This window comes from Caballeronia sp. NCF2, assembly GCF_023631205.1.
GTDB lineage: Bacteria > Pseudomonadota > Gammaproteobacteria > Burkholderiales > Burkholderiaceae > Caballeronia > Caballeronia zhejiangensis.
This window is the reverse complement of sequence record NZ_JALQDN010000006.1, coordinates 158,883-176,343: the sequence shown is the minus strand read 5'-3', so window position 1 is coordinate 176,343 and position 17,461 is coordinate 158,883. Positions and strand designations below refer to the sequence as shown.

Annotated in this window: 16 protein-coding genes and 1 tRNA gene; 11 read left to right on the top strand and 6 right to left on the bottom strand. The window is 64.4% G+C overall.

All coding sequences use genetic code 11. The annotated features are described in order from the left end of the window. Nucleotides 1-25: 25 nt before the first annotated feature. A complete protein-coding gene (locus tag NCS02_RS04270) occupies nucleotides 26-1,171 on the bottom strand; it encodes a lytic transglycosylase domain-containing protein (RefSeq protein ID WP_033536678.1) in 1,146 nt (381 codons plus the stop codon). Between the two features lie 587 nt (nucleotides 1,172-1,758). Between NCS02_RS04270 and NCS02_RS04265 the strand changes: the two genes are divergently transcribed. Genes NCS02_RS04265 through NCS02_RS04255 form a run of 3 tightly spaced genes read left to right on the top strand, consistent with a single transcriptional unit; the run spans nucleotide 1,759 to nucleotide 5,022 of the window. Then, nucleotides 1,759-3,354: a UbiD family decarboxylase gene (locus NCS02_RS04265; protein WP_244807810.1), complete on the top strand. Its 1,596-nt coding sequence runs from the start codon at nucleotides 1,759-1,761 to the stop codon at nucleotides 3,352-3,354. Next, nucleotides 3,351-4,349, top strand: a complete 999-nt coding sequence (locus tag NCS02_RS04260; RefSeq protein WP_244807809.1) for an asparaginase — start codon at nucleotides 3,351-3,353, stop codon at nucleotides 4,347-4,349. The genes NCS02_RS04265 and NCS02_RS04260 overlap by 4 nt, the downstream gene beginning before the upstream one ends. Nucleotides 4,350-4,353: 4 nt before the next feature. Beyond that, nucleotides 4,354-5,022, top strand: a complete 669-nt coding sequence (locus NCS02_RS04255; protein ID WP_008350875.1) for a LysE family translocator — start codon at nucleotides 4,354-4,356, stop codon at nucleotides 5,020-5,022. A gap of 10 nt (nucleotides 5,023-5,032) precedes the next feature. Here the strand turns inward: NCS02_RS04255 and NCS02_RS04250 are convergent, their stop codons facing one another. Next, nucleotides 5,033-5,998, bottom strand: coding sequence for a threo-3-hydroxy-L-aspartate ammonia-lyase (locus NCS02_RS04250; protein WP_175981788.1), 966 nt, complete (start codon nucleotides 5,996-5,998; stop codon nucleotides 5,033-5,035). A 129-nt stretch (nucleotides 5,999-6,127) separates the two neighbouring features. Further along, complete coding sequence (locus tag NCS02_RS04245) at nucleotides 6,128-6,430, bottom strand: hypothetical protein (RefSeq protein ID WP_034471336.1); 303 nt, start codon at nucleotides 6,428-6,430, stop codon at nucleotides 6,128-6,130. A gap of 1,331 nt (nucleotides 6,431-7,761) precedes the next feature. On the opposite strand from NCS02_RS04245, the gene NCS02_RS04240 reads away from it, so the two are divergent. From NCS02_RS04240 to trmB, 3 genes are all read left to right on the top strand, one after another. Next, a complete protein-coding gene (locus tag NCS02_RS04240; RefSeq protein WP_008350879.1) occupies nucleotides 7,762-8,322 on the top strand; it encodes a YggT family protein in 561 nt (186 codons plus the stop codon). 54 nt (nucleotides 8,323-8,376) lie between these two features. After that, nucleotides 8,377-8,451: transfer RNA gene (locus NCS02_RS04235), tRNA-Gly, on the top strand. A 75-nt stretch (nucleotides 8,452-8,526) separates the two neighbouring features. Continuing rightward, complete coding sequence (trmB, locus tag NCS02_RS04230; protein ID WP_008350880.1) at nucleotides 8,527-9,267, top strand: tRNA (guanosine(46)-N7)-methyltransferase TrmB; 741 nt, start codon at nucleotides 8,527-8,529, stop codon at nucleotides 9,265-9,267. A gap of 69 nt (nucleotides 9,268-9,336) precedes the next feature. Here the strand turns inward: trmB and NCS02_RS04225 are convergent, their stop codons facing one another. From NCS02_RS04225 to NCS02_RS04215, 3 genes are all read right to left on the bottom strand, one after another. After that, entirely contained in the window at nucleotides 9,337-10,170 is an 834-nt protein-coding gene (locus tag NCS02_RS04225; RefSeq protein WP_244807808.1) for an undecaprenyl-diphosphate phosphatase, read from the bottom strand. A 62-nt stretch (nucleotides 10,171-10,232) separates the two neighbouring features. Then, nucleotides 10,233-10,826 carry a DUF1439 domain-containing protein gene (locus tag NCS02_RS04220; RefSeq protein WP_244807807.1) on the bottom strand — a complete coding sequence of 198 codons (594 nt, stop codon included), beginning with the start codon at nucleotides 10,824-10,826 and terminating at the stop codon, nucleotides 10,233-10,235. 72 nt (nucleotides 10,827-10,898) lie between these two features. After that, a complete protein-coding gene (locus NCS02_RS04215) occupies nucleotides 10,899-11,186 on the bottom strand; it encodes a YkgJ family cysteine cluster protein (RefSeq protein ID WP_033536695.1) in 288 nt (95 codons plus the stop codon). A 148-nt stretch (nucleotides 11,187-11,334) separates the two neighbouring features. On the opposite strand from NCS02_RS04215, the gene hemN reads away from it, so the two are divergent. The 5 genes from hemN to NCS02_RS04190 all read left to right on the top strand — a co-directional run bounded on the left by hemN (nucleotide 11,335) and on the right by NCS02_RS04190 (nucleotide 17,461). After that, nucleotides 11,335-12,717: an oxygen-independent coproporphyrinogen III oxidase gene (gene hemN, locus NCS02_RS04210; RefSeq protein WP_008350884.1), complete on the top strand. Its 1,383-nt coding sequence runs from the start codon at nucleotides 11,335-11,337 to the stop codon at nucleotides 12,715-12,717. Between the two features lie 146 nt (nucleotides 12,718-12,863). Further along, a complete protein-coding gene (locus NCS02_RS04205; RefSeq protein ID WP_244807806.1) occupies nucleotides 12,864-14,243 on the top strand; it encodes an amidase in 1,380 nt (459 codons plus the stop codon). A 145-nt stretch (nucleotides 14,244-14,388) separates the two neighbouring features. Continuing rightward, nucleotides 14,389-14,907 carry a disulfide bond formation protein B gene (locus tag NCS02_RS04200; RefSeq protein WP_033536679.1) on the top strand — a complete coding sequence of 173 codons (519 nt, stop codon included), beginning with the start codon at nucleotides 14,389-14,391 and terminating at the stop codon, nucleotides 14,905-14,907. Between the two features lie 465 nt (nucleotides 14,908-15,372). Beyond that, nucleotides 15,373-16,398, top strand: a complete 1,026-nt coding sequence (gene xdhC / locus NCS02_RS04195; RefSeq protein ID WP_250522896.1) for a xanthine dehydrogenase accessory protein XdhC — start codon at nucleotides 15,373-15,375, stop codon at nucleotides 16,396-16,398. A 40-nt stretch (nucleotides 16,399-16,438) separates the two neighbouring features. Beyond that, nucleotides 16,439-17,461, top strand: a complete 1,023-nt coding sequence (locus NCS02_RS04190) for an adenosine deaminase (protein WP_008350888.1) — start codon at nucleotides 16,439-16,441, stop codon at nucleotides 17,459-17,461.

Below are 17,461 nucleotides of genomic sequence, written 5' to 3'. Positions count from 1 at the left end.
TTCCTTTTTACGTCTGCCGAAAGCCTTACGCGCCCAGCTCCGCCGATGCGACGTGCTTCGTCTCCCCGTCGCCATCGTCCTGCGATTTCTTCGGCGATTCGATCGTCGCGTGAACGCGTTTGTCCGCGGACGTCGAGGCGAGAACCTGCTTCGGCGCGGCCTGGACCGGCGCCTGCGGCGCGTTGATCGGCACATTGCGGCCGCGCGCGACATCGCGCAGACGCGAGCGCTCGGCCAGCACCTTCGCGCCGTAACCGCCGTCGTCCTGCGTCGTCGAGCCGACGTAGTAGCGCAAGCCGCCCGCCACCGAGCCGCCGCGCGCGATGCAATCCTTCAGCACGAGCGCGCCGACCTTGATGTTCGCGAGCGGATCGAGCGCCGCGTGCGAGCCGCCGAAGTACTCGAATTTGTCGGAATGCACCTTCGACATGACCTGCATGAGGCCCTGCGCGCCGACGCCGCTTTCCGCATACGGATTGAAGCCCGATTCGATCGCCATCACCGAAAGCAGCAGCAGCGGATCGAGGCCGACTTCGCGACCCGTATCGAACGCGGCGCGCACGAGTTCCGTGACCGGCTCTTGCGCCACGCGATAGCGACGCGCGATGAAATTCGCGACGAGCTTCTGCTCACGCGCCGAGACGAGCACGCGGTCATCGCGCGCATCCGCGACGACGCGTTGCGCAGGAATCAGGTTCGCCAGCATGCCGACGGACGGCATCGTGCGCGGATCGAGCCCGTTGGGCGACACGGCCAGGCTGATGCCGCCGGTGAGCTGACGGGTGCTGGCGTCGTCGCTGGCCGCCGCGCCGAGCGACGGGGTCACGGCGGCCGGCGCCTTGGCAATTTCGGGCGCCGCCGTGTTAGCGGCCACGTTCACGGGCAGCGCGGCGTCGCCGGGCGCGCGATGCACCGCCGAGAACGGCGGCAGCGGCTGGCCGGCGAGCAAACGCGCCGGACCGGCCTGGACCGCGGCCGACACGAACGGCATGATCTTTGCGGCGAACGTCGTGCGCCAGGAAGGCGCCAGCCAGAGCGCGAGCGCACTGACAACGGCCGCGCAACCGACCACGGCGAAGAGATGGTGACTCAAACGGCGTCCGCGACGTAGCGCTACGCGCACAACCTGCGCGGCGCGGGAGTCGGAACCCCACCAAACCGAAGCATTCATCGATACTCCCAATGTTGCATGATTTGCGCAGATGAATACGAATGAAGCACGTACTCGAGAGACAAATCAGACACCGCTCACTCTCGGTAAGCGTCAGCGGCATCGGGGATACGGCAAGCGCCGTCTGAAAAGCCGATCCGGCAAAAATCCGCCGGGTTGCGCGGCACGAACTGCATGCCCTGAACGCGCACGTGGCTTTCCACGCGAAAAACCGGCGTGCGAAACGCCGGCAATGACAACCAACAGCCATGAATCGCCGGGCAGGAGCGGCGCAGGCGACGCATTGGCGTCTGACAGACCTGAGGCTAAGGTAAAAAGTTTCAAAACCTGCAATGGATGCCAAGCGATTCTAACAGGGTTTAATGATCCGTCAATGCTATAGACTTTGGTTTCAATTACTTATAGTTATATTGAACAGTGTTCAGCAGCCGAGAACCACGTCTCCCGGGCGATTCCAAGCGGTTTTCGCTGAATGTCGCCCAACGCACGGACGCCGACGCAGGTAAAATCGACAATCGCTTAGCGCGCAGCCGTCCCGCCCGGGGAGTTCTGCCTCCGGGCGCCTTCGAGTCCACTTCCGACCATCGATGAAATACAAAGATCTGCGCGACTTCACCGCCCGCCTTGAAGCGCTCGGTGAACTCCGCCGCATTCGGCAGCCCGTCTCTCCCGTTCTCGAAATCACCGAAGTCTCCGATCGCGTGTTGCGCGCGGGCGGACCGGCGCTGCTGTTCGAAGCGCCCACCGGTTACACGATGCCCGTGCTCGCGAACCTGTTCGGCACGACGCGGCGCGTCGCGCTCGGCATGGGCATCGAGACGGACGCGCAAAGCGGTTCCGATGTGAGTCTCGGCAGCGACGTCGCCGCGCTGAGTTCGTTGCGCGATGTCGGCAGGCTGCTTTCCGCGCTCAAGGAGCCCGAGCCGCCGAAGGGCCTGAAGGATGCCGGCAAGCTGCTCTCGCTCGCGAAGGCCGTGTGGGACATGGCGCCGAAGTCGGTCAGCGCGCCGCCCTGTCAGGAAATCGTGTGGGAAGGCAACGACGTCGATCTCAATCGGCTGCCGATCCAGACATGCTGGCCCGGCGACGCCGGTCCGCTGCTCACCTGGGGCCTCACCGTCACGCGCGGGCCGAACAAGCCGCGTCAGAATCTCGGCATCTATCGGCAACAGCTGATCGGGGGCAACAAGCTCATCATGCGCTGGCTCGCGCATCGCGGCGGCGCGCTCGATTTCCGTGAGTTTGCGCTCGCGAATCCCGGCAAGCCGTATCCCGTGGCGGTCGTGCTCGGCGCCGATCCCGCGACGATTCTCGGCGCAGTGACGCCCGTGCCCGATTCGTTGTCCGAATATCAGTTCGCCGGTCTCCTGCGCGGATCGCGCACCGAACTCGCGAAATGCCTGACGCCGGGCGTCGATGCATTGCAGGTGCCGGCACGCGCGGAAATCGTGCTCGAAGGTTTCATCTATCCGCAAGACGGCGCGCCGCCGCCCGCGCCCGCAGGCGCGCCGCCGCGTCCGTCGGCGGGGGCGTCGGCGAAATACGAGCACGCGCTCGAAGGCCCGTACGGCGATCACACCGGCTATTACAACGAGCAGGAATGGTTTCCGGTCTTCACCGTCGAGAAGATCACGATGCGCCGCGACGCGCTGTTCCATTCCACCTACACAGGCAAACCGCCGGACGAGCCTGCCGTGCTCGGCGTCGCGCTGAACGAAGTCTTCGTGCCGCTGTTGCAGAAGCAGTTCACCGAGATCACCGATTTCTATCTGCCGCCCGAGGGCTGCAGCTATCGCATGGCGATCGTGCAGATGAAGAAGAGCTATCCCGGCCACGCGAAGCGCGTGATGTTCGGCGTCTGGAGCTTCCTGCGGCAATTCATGTATACGAAGTTCATCGTCGTCGTGGATGAAGACGTGAACGTGCGCGACTGGAAGGAAGTGATCTGGGCGATCACGACGCGGGTCGATCCGACGCGCGACACCGTGATGGTCGACAGCACGCCGATCGATTATCTCGATTTCGCGTCGCCGGTTGCGGGTCTCGGCTCGAAGATGGGACTCGACGCGACCAACAAGTGGCCCGGCGAAACGAATCGCGAATGGGGCCGCCCGATCGTCATGGACGAAGCCGTAAAGCGCCGCGTCGATACGCTCTGGACCGAACTCGGACTCGACAAATGACGATCGCGGCCACGCTCTATCGAGGCGATGTCATCGAGAACACGCACGCGGCGCATGTCGCGGTCGTCGATGCCGATGGCCGCCTCATCCATTCTTTCGGCGATCCGCGCCGCGTGACGCTGCCGCGCTCGGCCGCGAAGCCCGCGCAGGCGCTCGCCGTCATCGAAACGGGCGCGCTCGAACGCTTCGGCTTCACCGACGAGGACCTCGCGCTGATGTGCGGATCGCACAGCAGCGAGCCGCGTCATATCGAGCGCGCGCTCGCGATGCTCGCGAAGTCGAACGCGAGCGAAAGCGATCTGCGCTGCGGCGGCCATCCGCCGATTTCAGACGCCGTGTACAAGGACTGGATCCGGCGCGATTTCACGCCGACCGCCGTCTGCAGCAATTGCTCCGGCAAGCACGCCGGCATGCTCGCGGGCGCGCGCGCGATGAACGCGCCACTCGCCGATTACCACTTGCCCGGTCATCCGCTGCAGGCGCATGTGAAGCGCACGGTGGCGCGCGCCGTCGATCTCGCCGATGACGAAGTGCAATGGGCCATCGACGGCTGCAATCTGCCGACGCCCGCCTTCCCGCTCGAACGTCTCGCGCGGCTCTATATGAACATCGCCGCCGCGCCGGACGGCTCGCCGCTCGCACGCGTCCATCGCGCGATGACGTCGCATCCGGAACTCGTCGCGGGCGAAGCCCGCTTCTGCACGCTACTGATGCAGGCGTTCGGCGGCGCGCTCGTCGCCAAGACCGGCGCGGACGCGAGTTACGCGATCGGCGTGCGCCGCGAGACAGGTCCGATCGGCATCGCGGTGAAAGTCGAGGACGGCAATACGGCCGTGGTGAACGCGGTCGTCGTCCATCTGCTCGATGCGCTCGGCATCGGCACGCAAGCACAGCGCGATGCCCTCGCCGCCTTCCGTAATCCGCCCACACGCAACACGATGAACGTGCCGACCGGCCGTCTCGATGTCAGCTTCACGCTTCACAACCATCAATAACAACATGCATTCGTGGTCGTTGCTGTCGGACGGGTTCTTTCTGTCGCTGTCGCTGTGTCTGGATATCGGGATCGCCAACGTCGCGATCATTTCGCTCGCGCTGTCGCACGGATTCAAGCCGGGGATGGTGCTCGGCCTCGGCACGTGCTTCGGCGATCTGTTCTACGCGGCGCTCGCGCTCGCGGGCATGTCCGCGCTCTTGCAGTTCTCCGCCGTGCGCTGGGTCGTGTGGATCGGCGGCGCCGTCGTGCTGCTCTTTCTCACCTGGAAGATGGCGCGTGAAGCGCTCAATCCGGCGTCGGCGCCGCCCGTCGAAGGCGAAGCGGATCTCACCGTGCCGCGCCCGAAGCATTGGCAAAGCTTCGTGCGCGGATGCCTGCTCGCGGTGTCGTCGCCGAGCGCGATATTGTGGTTTGCGGCGGTCGGCGGCGCGCTCATCGCCAAGGCCGGCGCGACGAGTCCCGTCAGCGCGTCGGTGTTTCTGATCGGCTTCTTCTGCGGCGGGCTCGGCTGGACGATCTTCATCTGCACGCTCGCGAGCCACGGCCGAAAGCGCGCCGGCACGCAGCTCCTGCGCGCGTGCCACGTGATGTCCGCCGTGCTGTTCGCGTACTTCGCGTACAGCGTGATCGTGAACGGCTACCGCGATCTGATCGTCAACGCAGCGTCGTGACGATCCGCCATCACGCGAGATACTGCGACAGCTTCGGCAAATCGACGTTGCCGCCCGACACGATCACGCCGACGCGCTTGCCTTCGACCGGCACGACCTTCTGCAGCACGGCGGCCGCCGCGAGGCAGCCGGTCGGCTCGACGACCATCTTCATGCGCTGCGCGAAGAAGCGCAGCGTGTCGATCAATTGCGCATCGCTCACGGTGACGATCCGGTCCACGTGACGCTGGATGATCGGAAAGTTGTATTCGCCGACGTGCGTCGAAGCGGCGCCATCGGCGATCGTGCGCGGCACGTCGATATGCACGATTTCGCCGCGAGCGAGCGATTGCTGCGCGTCGTTGCCCGCCTCCGGCTCGACGCCGATCACCTTGCAGTCCGGCGACAACGCCGCCGCCGCGAGCGCGCATCCGCCGATGAGCCCGCCGCCGCCCAGACACACGAACAGATAATCGAGCGGACCGGTTTCCTCGATCAGTTCCTTCGCCGCCGTGCCCTGCCCCGCGATCACATGCGGATGGTCGTAGGGCGGAATCAGCGTCATGCCGCGTTCCTCGGCGAGCTTGCGGCCGATTTCCTCGCGATTTTGCGTGTAGCGGTCGTAGGTGATCACTTCGCCGCCGTAGCCGCGCGTCGCCTCCATCTTCGCGGCGGGCGCGTCTTCCGGCATGACGATCGTCGCGCGGATGCCGGCGAGCTTCGCGGACAGCGCGATCGCCTGCGCATGATTCCCCGACGAGTACGTGATGACGCCCGCTGCGCGCTGGCGGTCGTCGAAATGAGAGAGCGCGTTGTAGGCGCCGCGGAACTTGAACGCGCCCATGCGCTGGAAGTTCTCGCACTTGAAGAAGAGCGACGCGCCCGCGATGGCGTCGGCGGTGCGGGAAGTCAGGACGGGCGTGCGATGGGCGAATCCTTCGATGCGCCGGGCGGCGTCGGCGACGTCATCGAAAGTCGGGGCGGGAAGAGTGGACATCGGCGTGAGAGCGTGAGGTGAGGAGGATCATCATTGTCCCAGTTCCGTCGCAAAAATCCAGAAATCGGCCCGTAAACGCAGAAGGCGATGCATGCATGCATCGCCTTCGGAATAAGCCGTTCGGGCCGATCAGCGGCGCCAGTAGCCCGGTCCGTGACGGTAGTAACCGTGATGCCGGTAATACGGACGGCCGTAGTAGCCATAGCCGCCGTAGCCGCCATAAACCACCGCGGGCGGCGGCGCATACATGACAGGCGGCGGCGCCACATAAACGGGCTGCGGCGGCGCGACATAGACAGGAGCCGGCGGCGCGGCGTACACCGGGTAAGCCGGCACCCCGATACCCACGCCCACCGACACATGCGCCTGCGCTGCACCGACGAATCCCACGCCGAGCGCACCAGCGACCAACAAACCACCGAGCTTTTTCACTTTCGTTCTCCTCGCCGCTACGCATGATGGCCGGTCCAGGCGGCTCACGAGCGACGGTATGAGTCGAATTTATCGAAAAAGCAGATCGGTCGGCGGAGTCATTTGTTGCAAATTGCAAGATGCTTAACGCTGCCAGGAGACCGAAAGCCGGGCGATGGCCGCAAACAGGCTCCGATCGACCGTTCGGCGGACCTGCGCGCGGTGGCTCGACTCGATATACGCCATAAGTTAAAAAACGGCGTAACGTCTATTTACAAAAGAACGGAAAAGCCCCGACGGACAATGCGTCCGCCGGGGCTTCTCATGTAATGCGCGAGATTCTTAAAAGCTCGAAGCGTCGTTCAACCCACTTTGACGTAAGCGAATTCACGCGTGACGTTCGGCGGCACATAAGCCGCGCCGATAACGACGCGGGGCGTCAGGCGCTTTTTCTGATCCCACCAGCGGCGCCGTTGGGCTTGGCTCAAAAATCGCAGATGCTTTCTATAAGAGAAAATGCTCACGGCAACCTCCGAACGTAGCGAATGAAACCTTGATGGGAGAGCCGGCCGCATCCCGCCGCGCCTGCGCTCCCGCTGAAATCGTCTTCTCTTTAGTATCGAGCGCCCTGTTCGTTCCTCAATGTACGCAAAGAAACCAAGCCTTCACGTCGATATGCGATTGATGTGTGTTAAACCACATTCAGCGAAAAGCATGCTTTTTGGCCGGAAAATTCGTCCTGTCCGATTTCTCGCCCACTCATTCGAAGGGAAACAATCCCGCCCAATGAAGCGCTCGGCCCTTTCGCTTTCCGTCTTTATATCCTGCCAGTTTTGCGTGAAATACGCTTTTCGCGATCGTCTCAAAATGGCAACACTAGGGTTTTCCGACACTGGCGTTTCATGCGGATGAGTCTCCTGCGATTAACTTTCGCGTACCTTTCACGCAATCGCCCGACCAATCGCGCGCGGCGCGTGCGACAACGTCCCCAAGCGGCTGCAAAGCCATGTTAAGGTGACGTCCGGCGCCCCATCAGGCAAGCCTGTTGGGCGGGGAGTTCGAATCGCCGAGAACAGAAAAACGCGAAGCTTCGTCTAACGGCGTGCGTGCGACGGGCGCGCAAACGCGCATGATGCGCCGCGCGCCGCGATGACTTCGACGAGATACTCAGTCCAGAGAACGAACAATGATCAAGGTCAGCATTCAAGATTCGCGCCGCGCGGACGGCCGCCATCCAGACATCACTCGCGGGCGGCTCTGCGCCCGCTAGCGCCTTTCGTCTCCCTTCACCTTTCGCTTAACCCGACCCGGCGCACGTCGCAACACTGCGCACGCATCCTAGAGGACCCGAGATGTTCGGCGATATCGCCCGTTTTCTGCTCAACACCCTTTTCACCCTGTTCGGCGCGGCGCTCCTGCTGCGCGCATGGATCCAGGTCGTGCGGATGCCGCCCTACAACCCCGTGTCGAACGCCGTGATGCAGGCGACCAACTGGCTCGTGCTGCCGCTGCGCAAGATTCTTCCCGGCGGGAAGATCGACTGGGCGAGCATCGTCGCGGCGTTCATCGCCTCGGCTGTCTACGTGACGCTGATGGTCGTGCTCGCGGGCGTCGATCCGACGCTCATGGCGCCGACCCTTCTGCTCGTCGCGTTGCTGACCGTCGTCAAATGGGCGCTGAACCTGATTATCTGGGTGACGATCCTGATGGCGCTCCTGTCGTGGCTCAATCCGCAGTCGCCGGCGATGCCGCTGCTGTATCAGATCACCGCGCCGTTTCTCGATCCGCTGCGGCGCATCCTGCCGCGACTCGGTGGCATCGATCTTTCGCCGATTCTGCTCTTCGTGATCGTGCAGGTGCTGCTGATGGTCGTGACGCGCGTCGCCGTCTCGATGACGCTCTTCGGCATCTGAAACCCGCGCGCAATTGCGCCTCGGGACGCGTTGCGCTTACAATAGCCGGCTCATGCGGGCGTCGTATAATGGCTATTACCGTAGCTTCCCAAGCTACAGACGTGGGTTCGATTCCCATCGCCCGCTCCAGAATCCCAGCGAAAGCCGCCCCAAGTCACGTTTGGGCGGCTTTTTAGTTTCGCGCATCCGTTCCAGCATCGCCTCATGAGCCACGATCCCCAAGACGAAGCCGACGACAACGGCACGCACCCGTCCGACGTCAACGAAAACGCCACGCTGCGGCATCGGCGCATCCGCAGCTTCGTCACGCGCGCGGGGCGCGTATCGCCGGGCCAGCAGCGCGCGATCGACGATCTCGGCCCGCGCTACGTCGTGCCCTACACGCCGCAGCTCGCCGACTGGGACGCGCACTTCGGCCGCCACGCGCCGCGCGTGCTCGAGATCGGTTTCGGCATGGGCGCGACGACGGCGGAAATCGCGGCCGCGCGTCCGGGCGATGACTTCATCGGCGTCGAAGTGCACGAGCCGGGCGTCGGCGCGCTGCTGAAGCTGATCGGCGAGCAAGGGCTCGGCAATATCCGCATCCTCCAGCACGACGCCGTGGAAGTGCTCGAACACATGATCGCGCCGGACAGTCTCGACGGCGTACACATCTACTTTCCGGATCCGTGGCACAAGGCGCGCCATCACAAGCGCCGCCTGATTCAGCCGAAGTTCGTCGCGCTGCTCGTGTCGCGCATGAAGCCGGGCGGCTATATCCATCTGGCGACCGACTGGCAGAACTATGCCGAGCAGATGCTCGAAGTGCTGTCGGCGGAACCGGCGCTCGAAAACACCGCCGACGGCTACGCGCCGCGCCCCGATTTCCGCCCGGTCACGAAGTTCGAGCGGCGCGGCCTGCGGCTCGGCCACGGCGTCTGGGATCTGATGTTCCGCCGCCGCTGAACGGCATCGCCCAGAAAGGAAAACGCCACGGCAAGCCGTGGCGTTTTCCTTTGCGTGGCGAGAGCGGGATCAGTCGGCCCAGCTCAATCCGCCGCTGTATCCGACGATCAGGATCAGCAAGCCGAAGCCGATGCGATACCACGCGAACGCCGTGAAATCGTGCGACGCGACGTAGCGCAGCAGCCAGCGCACGCAGACGAACGCGCTGACGAAAGCCGCGACGAGCCCGATGACGAACAGCCCGATATCGTTCACGGTCAGCGTGCGCCAGTACTTGGCCATTTCGTAGAGCGTCGCGCCGAAGATGATCGGAATGGCGAGGAAGAACGAGAACTCCGTCGCCACGCGCCGTTCGAGCCCGAACAACATGCCGCCGATGATCGTCGCACCCGAACGCGAGGTGCCCGGAATCAGCGCGAAACATTGCGCGAGGCCGACCTTGAAGGCATCCCCATAGGAAAGATCGTCGACGGAATGCACGCGCGTGATGACGCCCCGCTCGCGCTGGCGCGACTCCGCCCAGAGAATGACGATGCCGCCGACGATCAGCGCGACCGACACCGGCACCGGCGAGAACAGCACCGCCTTGATTTGCTTCTCGAGCAGGAGACCGAGCGCGATGGCCGGAATCGTCGCGATGATGACGTTGAGCGTGAAGCGCCGCGCGTCGGAGCGTGCGGGCAGGCCGGCGACGACGGAGCCGATCTTCGCGCGGTATTCCCAGCAAATCGCGAGAATCGCGCCGAACTGAATGACGACGTCGAAGGTTTTCGATTGCGCGTCGGTGAAATTCAGCAAGCTGCCCGCCACGATCAGATGCCCCGTGCTCGAGACCGGCAGAAATTCGGTCAAGCCCTCCACGACGCCCAGGATGAGCGCCTTCACCATCAATATCCAGTCCATCCGTCAGCCCTTGTTCGCGGTGTAGCCGTAGGTTTTGATGCACATTGCGCAGCGATTTCGATTCACTTCTCGACAATCTGCACACGTATGCCGTTTGTAAGGACTGTGATTGTACCGGGTTCGTAAGACACCCCGGCGAACTGGAGCTCCTCGGGCTTGAAGGTGTGGATCGGATAGCGGTCGAGCAATTGCGCCGCGAGTTGCGCGCCGACCGACGCGATCTGCTGGTTATATTGCGCGGCATCGCCCGTGAACTGCGCATCGTCGACGGACGGCGACACGAGAATGACCGAGCGGCTCGGCGCATCGTAGCCAAGCTGCGTCGAGAGCGTGAACGCGCCGATCACGGGATTCGGCATGAACGGCGTCGAAAGTCGCGCATCGACGCGCACGGTCACGCGATTGCGATCCGGCGCCATCCCGACGACGGGATTGCTCAGGACGACGTCGAATATCTGCGAAGCCGTGCGTTGCAGCGGGAACTTGCGCGCGACGGCGGCTTGCACCTGCTGCGTCGAGAATGTGTAGTGATCCGGAATGAAGGGGAATACCGAGTTCGAGGCCGCGTGGGCCTTCGATGCGAGTGCGAGCGCGGGCAGCGCCATCAGCCCTGCCCGCACGAACCGGCGCCGCAGCGGCGCGACGGGTTCCGTCATGCTTGATCCTCCAGTGTTCTTCTTCGAATCTGCGCCGTCTTCGGCGCGGTCCGCGAATTGGACTGTCGATCGTCACGACAGTTGCGTCGGCTGCGTCGCTGTTTCGAGCCGCTCGATCCACGTCAGCGCATATTCGCGCGTCTCGCCGCACATCTCGTGCGAAGGCTGCAATCCGCCGCAGCACGCCGGCCTGCGCGGATCGCCGAAAATCCTGCAGCGCAGATCGTCGCCCAATTGAACGCAGCGTTCGCCCGCGCGCTTGCCATCCGGCATCCCCGGAATCGGACTCGAGATGGACGGCGCGATGCAACAGGCGCCGCAGCCCTCGCGGCAGGCATGGGGCGAAGAATCGATCGACATGGCGTGACTGAACAGCGCAAAGAGAACCGGCATTTTCTCATGCCTCTTCTTTGCGGTTCGTCAAATGCTGCCGTTGGGCTGCGACCTTATCACGCAATGTTCGCGCGCATCGTCCGACTACACTCGGACGTTCCCCCCGAGGTCCGCCATGACTCCCGCCGCCCCGCTCTTTCGCCCCGACCTGCTCGCGCGCTACGACGCGCACGGTCCGCGCTACACGTCCTATCCGACCGCCGTCCAGTTCACCGATTCCTTCGACGCCGCGCACTATCGCGAAGCCGCGAGCCAGTCCAACGCGAACGCCGATCTCTCGCTCTACTTCCACATTCCGTTCTGCGACACCGTCTGCTTCTACTGCGGCTGCAACAAGGTCGCGACGAAGAATCGCGCGCACGCTCGCCCGTACCTCGATCGCATGAAGCGCGAGCTGGCGCTGCAAGCAGCGCTTTTCGATACGTCGCGCCCGGTGACGCAGCTTCACTGGGGCGGCGGCACGCCGACTTTCCTCTCGCACGACGAGATGGCCGAGCTGATGTCCGCGACGCGAGAGCACTTCAATCTCGTTTCCGACGAGCGCGCGGAATATTCGATCGAAGTCGATCCGCGCGAGGCGTCGGCGCAAACCGTCGCGTTGCTGCGCGAACTCGGCTTCAACCGCCTGAGCCTCGGCGTGCAGGACTTCGACGAACGCGTGCAGCGCGCCGTCAATCGCATTCAGCCGCGCGAAATGACCGAAACCGTGCTCGACGCCGCGCGCGCGAACGGTTTCAAGTCGGTGAGCGTCGATCTGATCTATGGCCTGCCGCATCAGAGCGTCGAAAGCTTTTCGCGCACGCTCGACGCGATCGTCGATCTGAAACCGGATCGCGTCTCCGTGTTCGGCTACGCGCACATGCCGGCACTCTTCAAGATGCAGCGGCAGATCGACGAAAGCGCGCTGCCTTCACCGGCCGTGCGTCTCGCGATTCTCGAGCGCGTGATCGGGCGCATGAGCGACGCGGGCTACGTTTACATCGGCATGGATCATTTCGCACTGCCCGGCGACGAGCTCGCGCGCGCCTTCGAAGCCGGCACGCTCCAGCGCAACTTCCAGGGCTACAGCACGCATGCGGATTGCGATCTGATCGGCATCGGCGCGTCGTCGATCGGCAAGATCGGCGATGTCTATGCGCAGAACGCCCGCGAACTCGCCGACTATGCCGCGGCAATCGACGCGGGGCGGCTCGCCATCGCGCGCGGCGTGCGCCTGTCCGCCGACGATGCACTGCGCCGCGACGTCATCATGCGTCTCATGTGCGGCGGCGAGCTGCGCTTCGACGATGTCGCGAGCGCGCACGGCATCGAATTCCCCGCCGTTTTCGCCGACGAACTCGCGCGCCTCGCGCCGATGGCCGGCGATGGCCTCATCGATCTCTCGCGCGACGCGATCCGCGTGCTGCCCGCTGGCCGCATGCTGGTGCGCAACGTCGCATCGGTATTCGACCGCTATCTGGGTCAATCGAGTCTGCGGCGCTTCTCGCGCACGATCTGAGCGGTGTTCGATCGGCGTCGGTGGCTTAGAATGACAGCCACCTTGGACGCCCCGGCTTTCGGCTGCGGCGTCCATCCACTCACTGCCGATGCGAAGCGCCGGGCATTGCCGGCTTCTCGCAGACGGCGACGCCACTGCCCGACGCCATGCCGACCACTTCGCCGCAGTTCGCCCCTCTCGCCCAACTCGCCGCCGATCTGAAAAGGGGCCGCACGACGAGCCGCGCGCTCGTCGAGACGGCGCTCGAACGGATCGCCGACCCGGCGGGCCAGGGCTCGACCGTTTTCCTGCATGTCGATGCCGATCACGCACGCGCCGCCGCCGATGCGCACGACGCGCTGCGCCGCGCCGGGACCGTGCTCTCGCCGCTCGCGGGCATTCCTGTGTCGATCAAAGATCTCTTCGATGTCGAAGGCCAGGTGACGCGCGCCGGCTCGAAGGCGCTCGCCGACAACGCGCCCGCCAGCGCCGACGCCGTGACCGTCGCGCGCCTGCGCCGTGCGGGCGCGGTGATCGTCGGGCGCACCAACATGAGCGAGTTCGCGTTCTCGGGCCTCGGGCTCAATCCGCATTACGGCACGCCGCGCTCGCCGTGGCGCGCGAACGTGCCGGACGACGCGCGCATCGCGGGCGGCTCGTCGTCGGGCGCGGCGGCATCGGTCGCCGATGGCATGGCAGCCGTCGCGCTCGGCACCGACACCGGCGGCTCGATCCGCATTCCGGCCGCGCTGTGCGGCCTCACCGGCTTCAAGCCGACCGCGAGCCGCATCCCGAAGCAAGGCGGCGTGCCGCTGTCGAAAACGCTCGATTCGTTCGGTCCGATCGGCGTGTCGGTCGCATGCTGCGCGCTCGTCGACCGGATTCTCGCGGGGCGCGATCCCGGCGTGCCCGCGACGCGCCCGCTCGAAGGCGTGCGCCTCGGCGTGCTGACGAACTACGTCACCGATGGCGTCGAGGCGAGCGTCGCCAGCGCCGTCGCCGCGGCCGTCAATCATCTCGCGGCGGCCGGCGCGCTCGTGGAAGACGTGCGCTTTGCGCCGCTCGATCGTCTGCCGGAGATCAATCGCTATCCGCTCGTCGCGATCGAAGCGTATGCGTGGCATCGCAAGCTGATGGCCGAGCGCGGCGCCGATTACGATCCGCGCGTGCTGGCGCGCCTGCAACGCGCCGAAGCGGCGAGCGCGGCGGATTACATCGACTTGTGCGAGGCGCGCGCCGCGATGATCGAAGCCGCGCGCACGACGCTCTGGCAACGTTTCGACGCGATTCTCTGCCCGACGGTGCCGGTGCTGCCGCCGCGCATCGCCGATCTCGAATCGGATGACGACGCCTTCACGCGCACCAACGCGCTGATCCTGCGCAATCCGACCGCGTTCAATTTTCTCGATGCCTGCGCGCTCTCGCTCCCCTGCCATCCGCGCGGCGAGGCGCCCGTCGGCCTGATGCTCGCGGGCGCGCCGAACTCCGACGACACGTTGCTGTCGATCGGACGGGCGGTCGAAGCGGTGCTGGAAACGACGCGCTGAACGGGCCGGGAAACTCGGCCAATCGTCGCGGCTGATTTTGCGCACCGGGCGTTCGCGCTAGAATTCCCCGCGATCCCCGCGCAACTCAGGTGCTTCCTTCTCGAATCGTTGCGAAATAATGAACAACTCTTTACATCACTTCACGATGCATCAGGACGACCGGGTGATGCGCCGCGAGCGCCGCCTGCTCGTGCTGCTCGGTTTGGTCAGTCTCGGTCTCGTCGGCGGTGCGCTGTATCTGCAGTTCTTCCATAACGAAGATCCCTGCCCGCTTTGCATCATCCAGCGCTATTTCTTCGTGCTGATCGCGATCTTCGCGTTTCTCGGCGCGGCATTCCGCAACTGGCGCGGCATTGCGCTTTTAGAGACGCTGGTCGCGATTTCGGCGCTCGGCGGTCTCATCACCGCGATTCGCCACGTCTATGTGCAGTCGCATCCCGGCTTCAGTTGCGGCTTCGACGCGCTGCAACCGATCGTCGACGGCCTGCCGCCCGCAAGCTGGCTGCCGCAAGTGTTCAAGGTCGCCGGTCTGTGCGAAACGCCGTATCCGCCGATCCTCGGACTCTCGCTGCCGCAGTGGTCGCTGATCGCGTTCGCGCTGATCTTCGTGCTCGTCGCGGCCAGCCTGCGATTCAAGCGCAAACTGCGCTCGACCGTCCGGTAATGTGTTCCGGGCGGCCGTCCGCGCCGCCCGTCCTTCCCCGCTTCATCGCGCTTTGCGCGCTTTCTCTTTCCCGCATCAGCGCATCCGCATAATCTTGATACGTCTGCCGCAATGTTTTTGAGATATTGCGGTGTTAAGGTCGTGTCTGGATGGCGATCTACGTGCGCGCAGTCCGCTTCGCTCAAAGGCAACCGGTTTTTTTCACGGTAACGCATGAAACGAACGGAAACCGCGTAACGCGCGCCCGGTCCGCAATGTCTTCCTGAATCATGACAACGCAAACCATCCGCTTCCCTTCGGCTCTGCGCCCTATTCCTATGCGCTCGCACGCGTTTGCGTGTGCGCGCTTTTCCCGCTTTTCTCTCGCTGGCCGATGGGATGTCCATCGCCCGGTAAACTAGCGTCTGCGACGACGCAAATCCGCGCAAACCCCGCACAAAACCGATCACTTCCGGAGCTCACTCGATGCAAGTTTGGCTGAACGACCTGCAACACCTGCTCGCGCACGGCGACGCCGTCGTGCTCGTGACGGTCGCGCGTGTCGAAGGCTCCGCGCCGCGCGAGCCGGGCACGAAGATGATCGTCACCCGCGAGGACGCGCGCTACACGATCGGCGGCGGCCATCTGGAATGGAAGGCCATCGAAACCGCACGGCAAGTGCTGAAGGACGGCATGCGCAGCCCGCGCATGCGCAGACTCGAGCGTTTCGCGCTCGGCCCGAGCCTCGGCCAGTGCTGCGGCGGCGCCGTCGTGCTCGCATTCGAGCGGCTCGACGTCGCGGATCTGAACTGGGTGACGACGCTCGGCAAGCGCACCGCGCAAGGTTTATCGACCGTGCGCAGCGTTTCCTTCGCGCCGGATCCCGAGCTTCGCGATGCGGTGATGCTCTCCGATCCCGAACCGGGCGCGACCGACGCCGACTGCCTGCTGTGGGACGGCGCCGGTTTCGACGAGCGCGGCGCGCTTTTGACCGAGACCATCGCGCCGAACGACTTTCAGGTCGTGCTGTTCGGCGCGGGCCATGTCGGCGCAGCGCTCATGCGCGTGCTCGCGACGCTGCCGTGTCACGTGACCTGGGTGGACGAGCGCGATGCGGCATTTCCCGCACCGCAGTTCGTGCCCGATAACGTGACGATCGAGCCGACCGACGCGCCCGACGAAGCTGTCGATAATGCGCCGCCCAACGCGTACTTCATCGTGATGACGCACAACCACACGGTGGATCTCGCGCTGGCCGAATGCATCCTGCGGCGCGGCGACTTTGCGTTCTTCGGCATGATCGGCTCGTTCACGAAGAAGAAGCAGTTCGAGCATCGGCTTGCGGCGCGCGGCATCGACCCGGCGCGCATCGCGCGGATGGTGTGTCCGATCGGCATCGACGGCATCGTCGACAAAGCGCCCGAAGTGATCGCCGTTGCAGCGGCAGCCCAACTGCTGCAGGCGGTCGAAGCCAACGCTTCGAGCCATGCGTCGTCGCAACAGACCGCCTGACCCACAGGCGAACTTGTAGCCCCAAAACTCAAAAGCCCAAATGAATCCCACACTCGCCGACAAGATTGCGCACGCGCCGAAAGCCGAGTTGCATATCCATATCGAAGGGTCGCTAGAGCCGGAACTGATCTTCGCGCTCGCGAAGCGCAATAACGTGAAGCTCGCGTACGACTCGATCGATGCGCTTCGCGCGGCTTACGCGTTCACCGACTTACAGTCGTTTCTCGACATCTACTATGCGGGCGCGAGCGTGCTGCTCACGGAGCAGGATTTCTACGACATGACGATGGCCTACGTCGAACGCGCACTCGCCGATCACGTCGTGCATGCGGAAATCTTCTTCGATCCGCAAACGCACACGGAACGCGGCGTGCCGATCGAAACGGTCGTCGCGGGCATCGACGCCGCGCTCGCGGAAGGCGAAAAGCGCGGCTTGTCGAGCAAGCTGATTCTCTGCTTCCTGCGCCATCTGTCCGAAGACGACGCGCTCGCCACCTTCGACAGCGCGTTGCCGCTGTTCGACAAGTACGCGCATCGGCTGATCGGCGTCGGGCTGGATTCGTCGGAACGCGGCCATCCGCCGTCGAAATTCGAGCGTGTGTTCGCGAAAGCGCGCGAACGCGGTCTGAAGCTCGTCGCGCATGCGGGCGAAGAAGGACCGCCGTCGTATGTCTACGAAGCGCTCGATCTGCTGAAAGTGGATCGCGTCGATCACGGCGTGCGCAGCATCGAGGACGCGGCGCTCGTCGCGCGTCTCGCCGATGCGCGCATCGCATTGACGGTGTGCCCGCTCTCGAACATCAAGCTCTGCGTGTTCGACGACATGACGAAGCACACGCTGAAGGATCTGCTCGATCAGGGCGTCGCGGTGATGATCAATTCCGACGATCCGGCGTACTTCGGCGGCTACGTCAACGCGAATTACTTCGCGATCGTCGATGCGTTGAAGCTCACCGATCACGAGGTCTACACGCTGCTGAAAAACAGCCTCGAAGCCTCGTTCGTCACCGAAGAAGAACGCGACGCGATGGTCGCGCGCCTGGATCAGCACTGGAAGCAGTAA

Bases quoted from the DNA above. Each gene is read 5' to 3' on its own strand.
- NCS02_RS04270 (WP_033536678.1), bottom strand. From the start codon at position 1,171: ATGAATGCTTCGGTTTGGTGGGGTTCCGACTCCCGCGCCGCGCAGGTT.
- NCS02_RS04265 (WP_244807810.1), top strand. From the start codon at position 1,759: ATGAAATACAAAGATCTGCGCGACTTCACCGCCCGCCTTGAAGCGCTC.
- NCS02_RS04260 (WP_244807809.1), top strand. From the start codon at position 3,351: ATGACGATCGCGGCCACGCTCTATCGAGGCGATGTCATCGAGAACACG.
- NCS02_RS04255 (WP_008350875.1), top strand. From the start codon at position 4,354: ATGCATTCGTGGTCGTTGCTGTCGGACGGGTTCTTTCTGTCGCTGTCG.
- NCS02_RS04250 (WP_175981788.1), bottom strand. From the start codon at position 5,998: ATGTCCACTCTTCCCGCCCCGACTTTCGATGACGTCGCCGACGCCGCC.
- NCS02_RS04240 (WP_008350879.1), top strand. From the start codon at position 7,762: ATGTTCGGCGATATCGCCCGTTTTCTGCTCAACACCCTTTTCACCCTG.
- trmB (WP_008350880.1), top strand. From the start codon at position 8,527: ATGAGCCACGATCCCCAAGACGAAGCCGACGACAACGGCACGCACCCG.
- NCS02_RS04225 (WP_244807808.1), bottom strand. From the start codon at position 10,170: ATGGACTGGATATTGATGGTGAAGGCGCTCATCCTGGGCGTCGTGGAG.
- NCS02_RS04220 (WP_244807807.1), bottom strand. From the start codon at position 10,826: ATGACGGAACCCGTCGCGCCGCTGCGGCGCCGGTTCGTGCGGGCAGGG.
- NCS02_RS04215 (WP_033536695.1), bottom strand. From the start codon at position 11,186: ATGTCGATCGATTCTTCGCCCCATGCCTGCCGCGAGGGCTGCGGCGCC.
- hemN (WP_008350884.1), top strand. From the start codon at position 11,335: ATGACTCCCGCCGCCCCGCTCTTTCGCCCCGACCTGCTCGCGCGCTAC.
- NCS02_RS04205 (WP_244807806.1), top strand. From the start codon at position 12,864: ATGCCGACCACTTCGCCGCAGTTCGCCCCTCTCGCCCAACTCGCCGCC.
- NCS02_RS04200 (WP_033536679.1), top strand. From the start codon at position 14,389: ATGCATCAGGACGACCGGGTGATGCGCCGCGAGCGCCGCCTGCTCGTG.
- xdhC (WP_250522896.1), top strand. From the start codon at position 15,373: ATGCAAGTTTGGCTGAACGACCTGCAACACCTGCTCGCGCACGGCGAC.
- NCS02_RS04190 (WP_008350888.1), top strand. From the start codon at position 16,439: ATGAATCCCACACTCGCCGACAAGATTGCGCACGCGCCGAAAGCCGAG.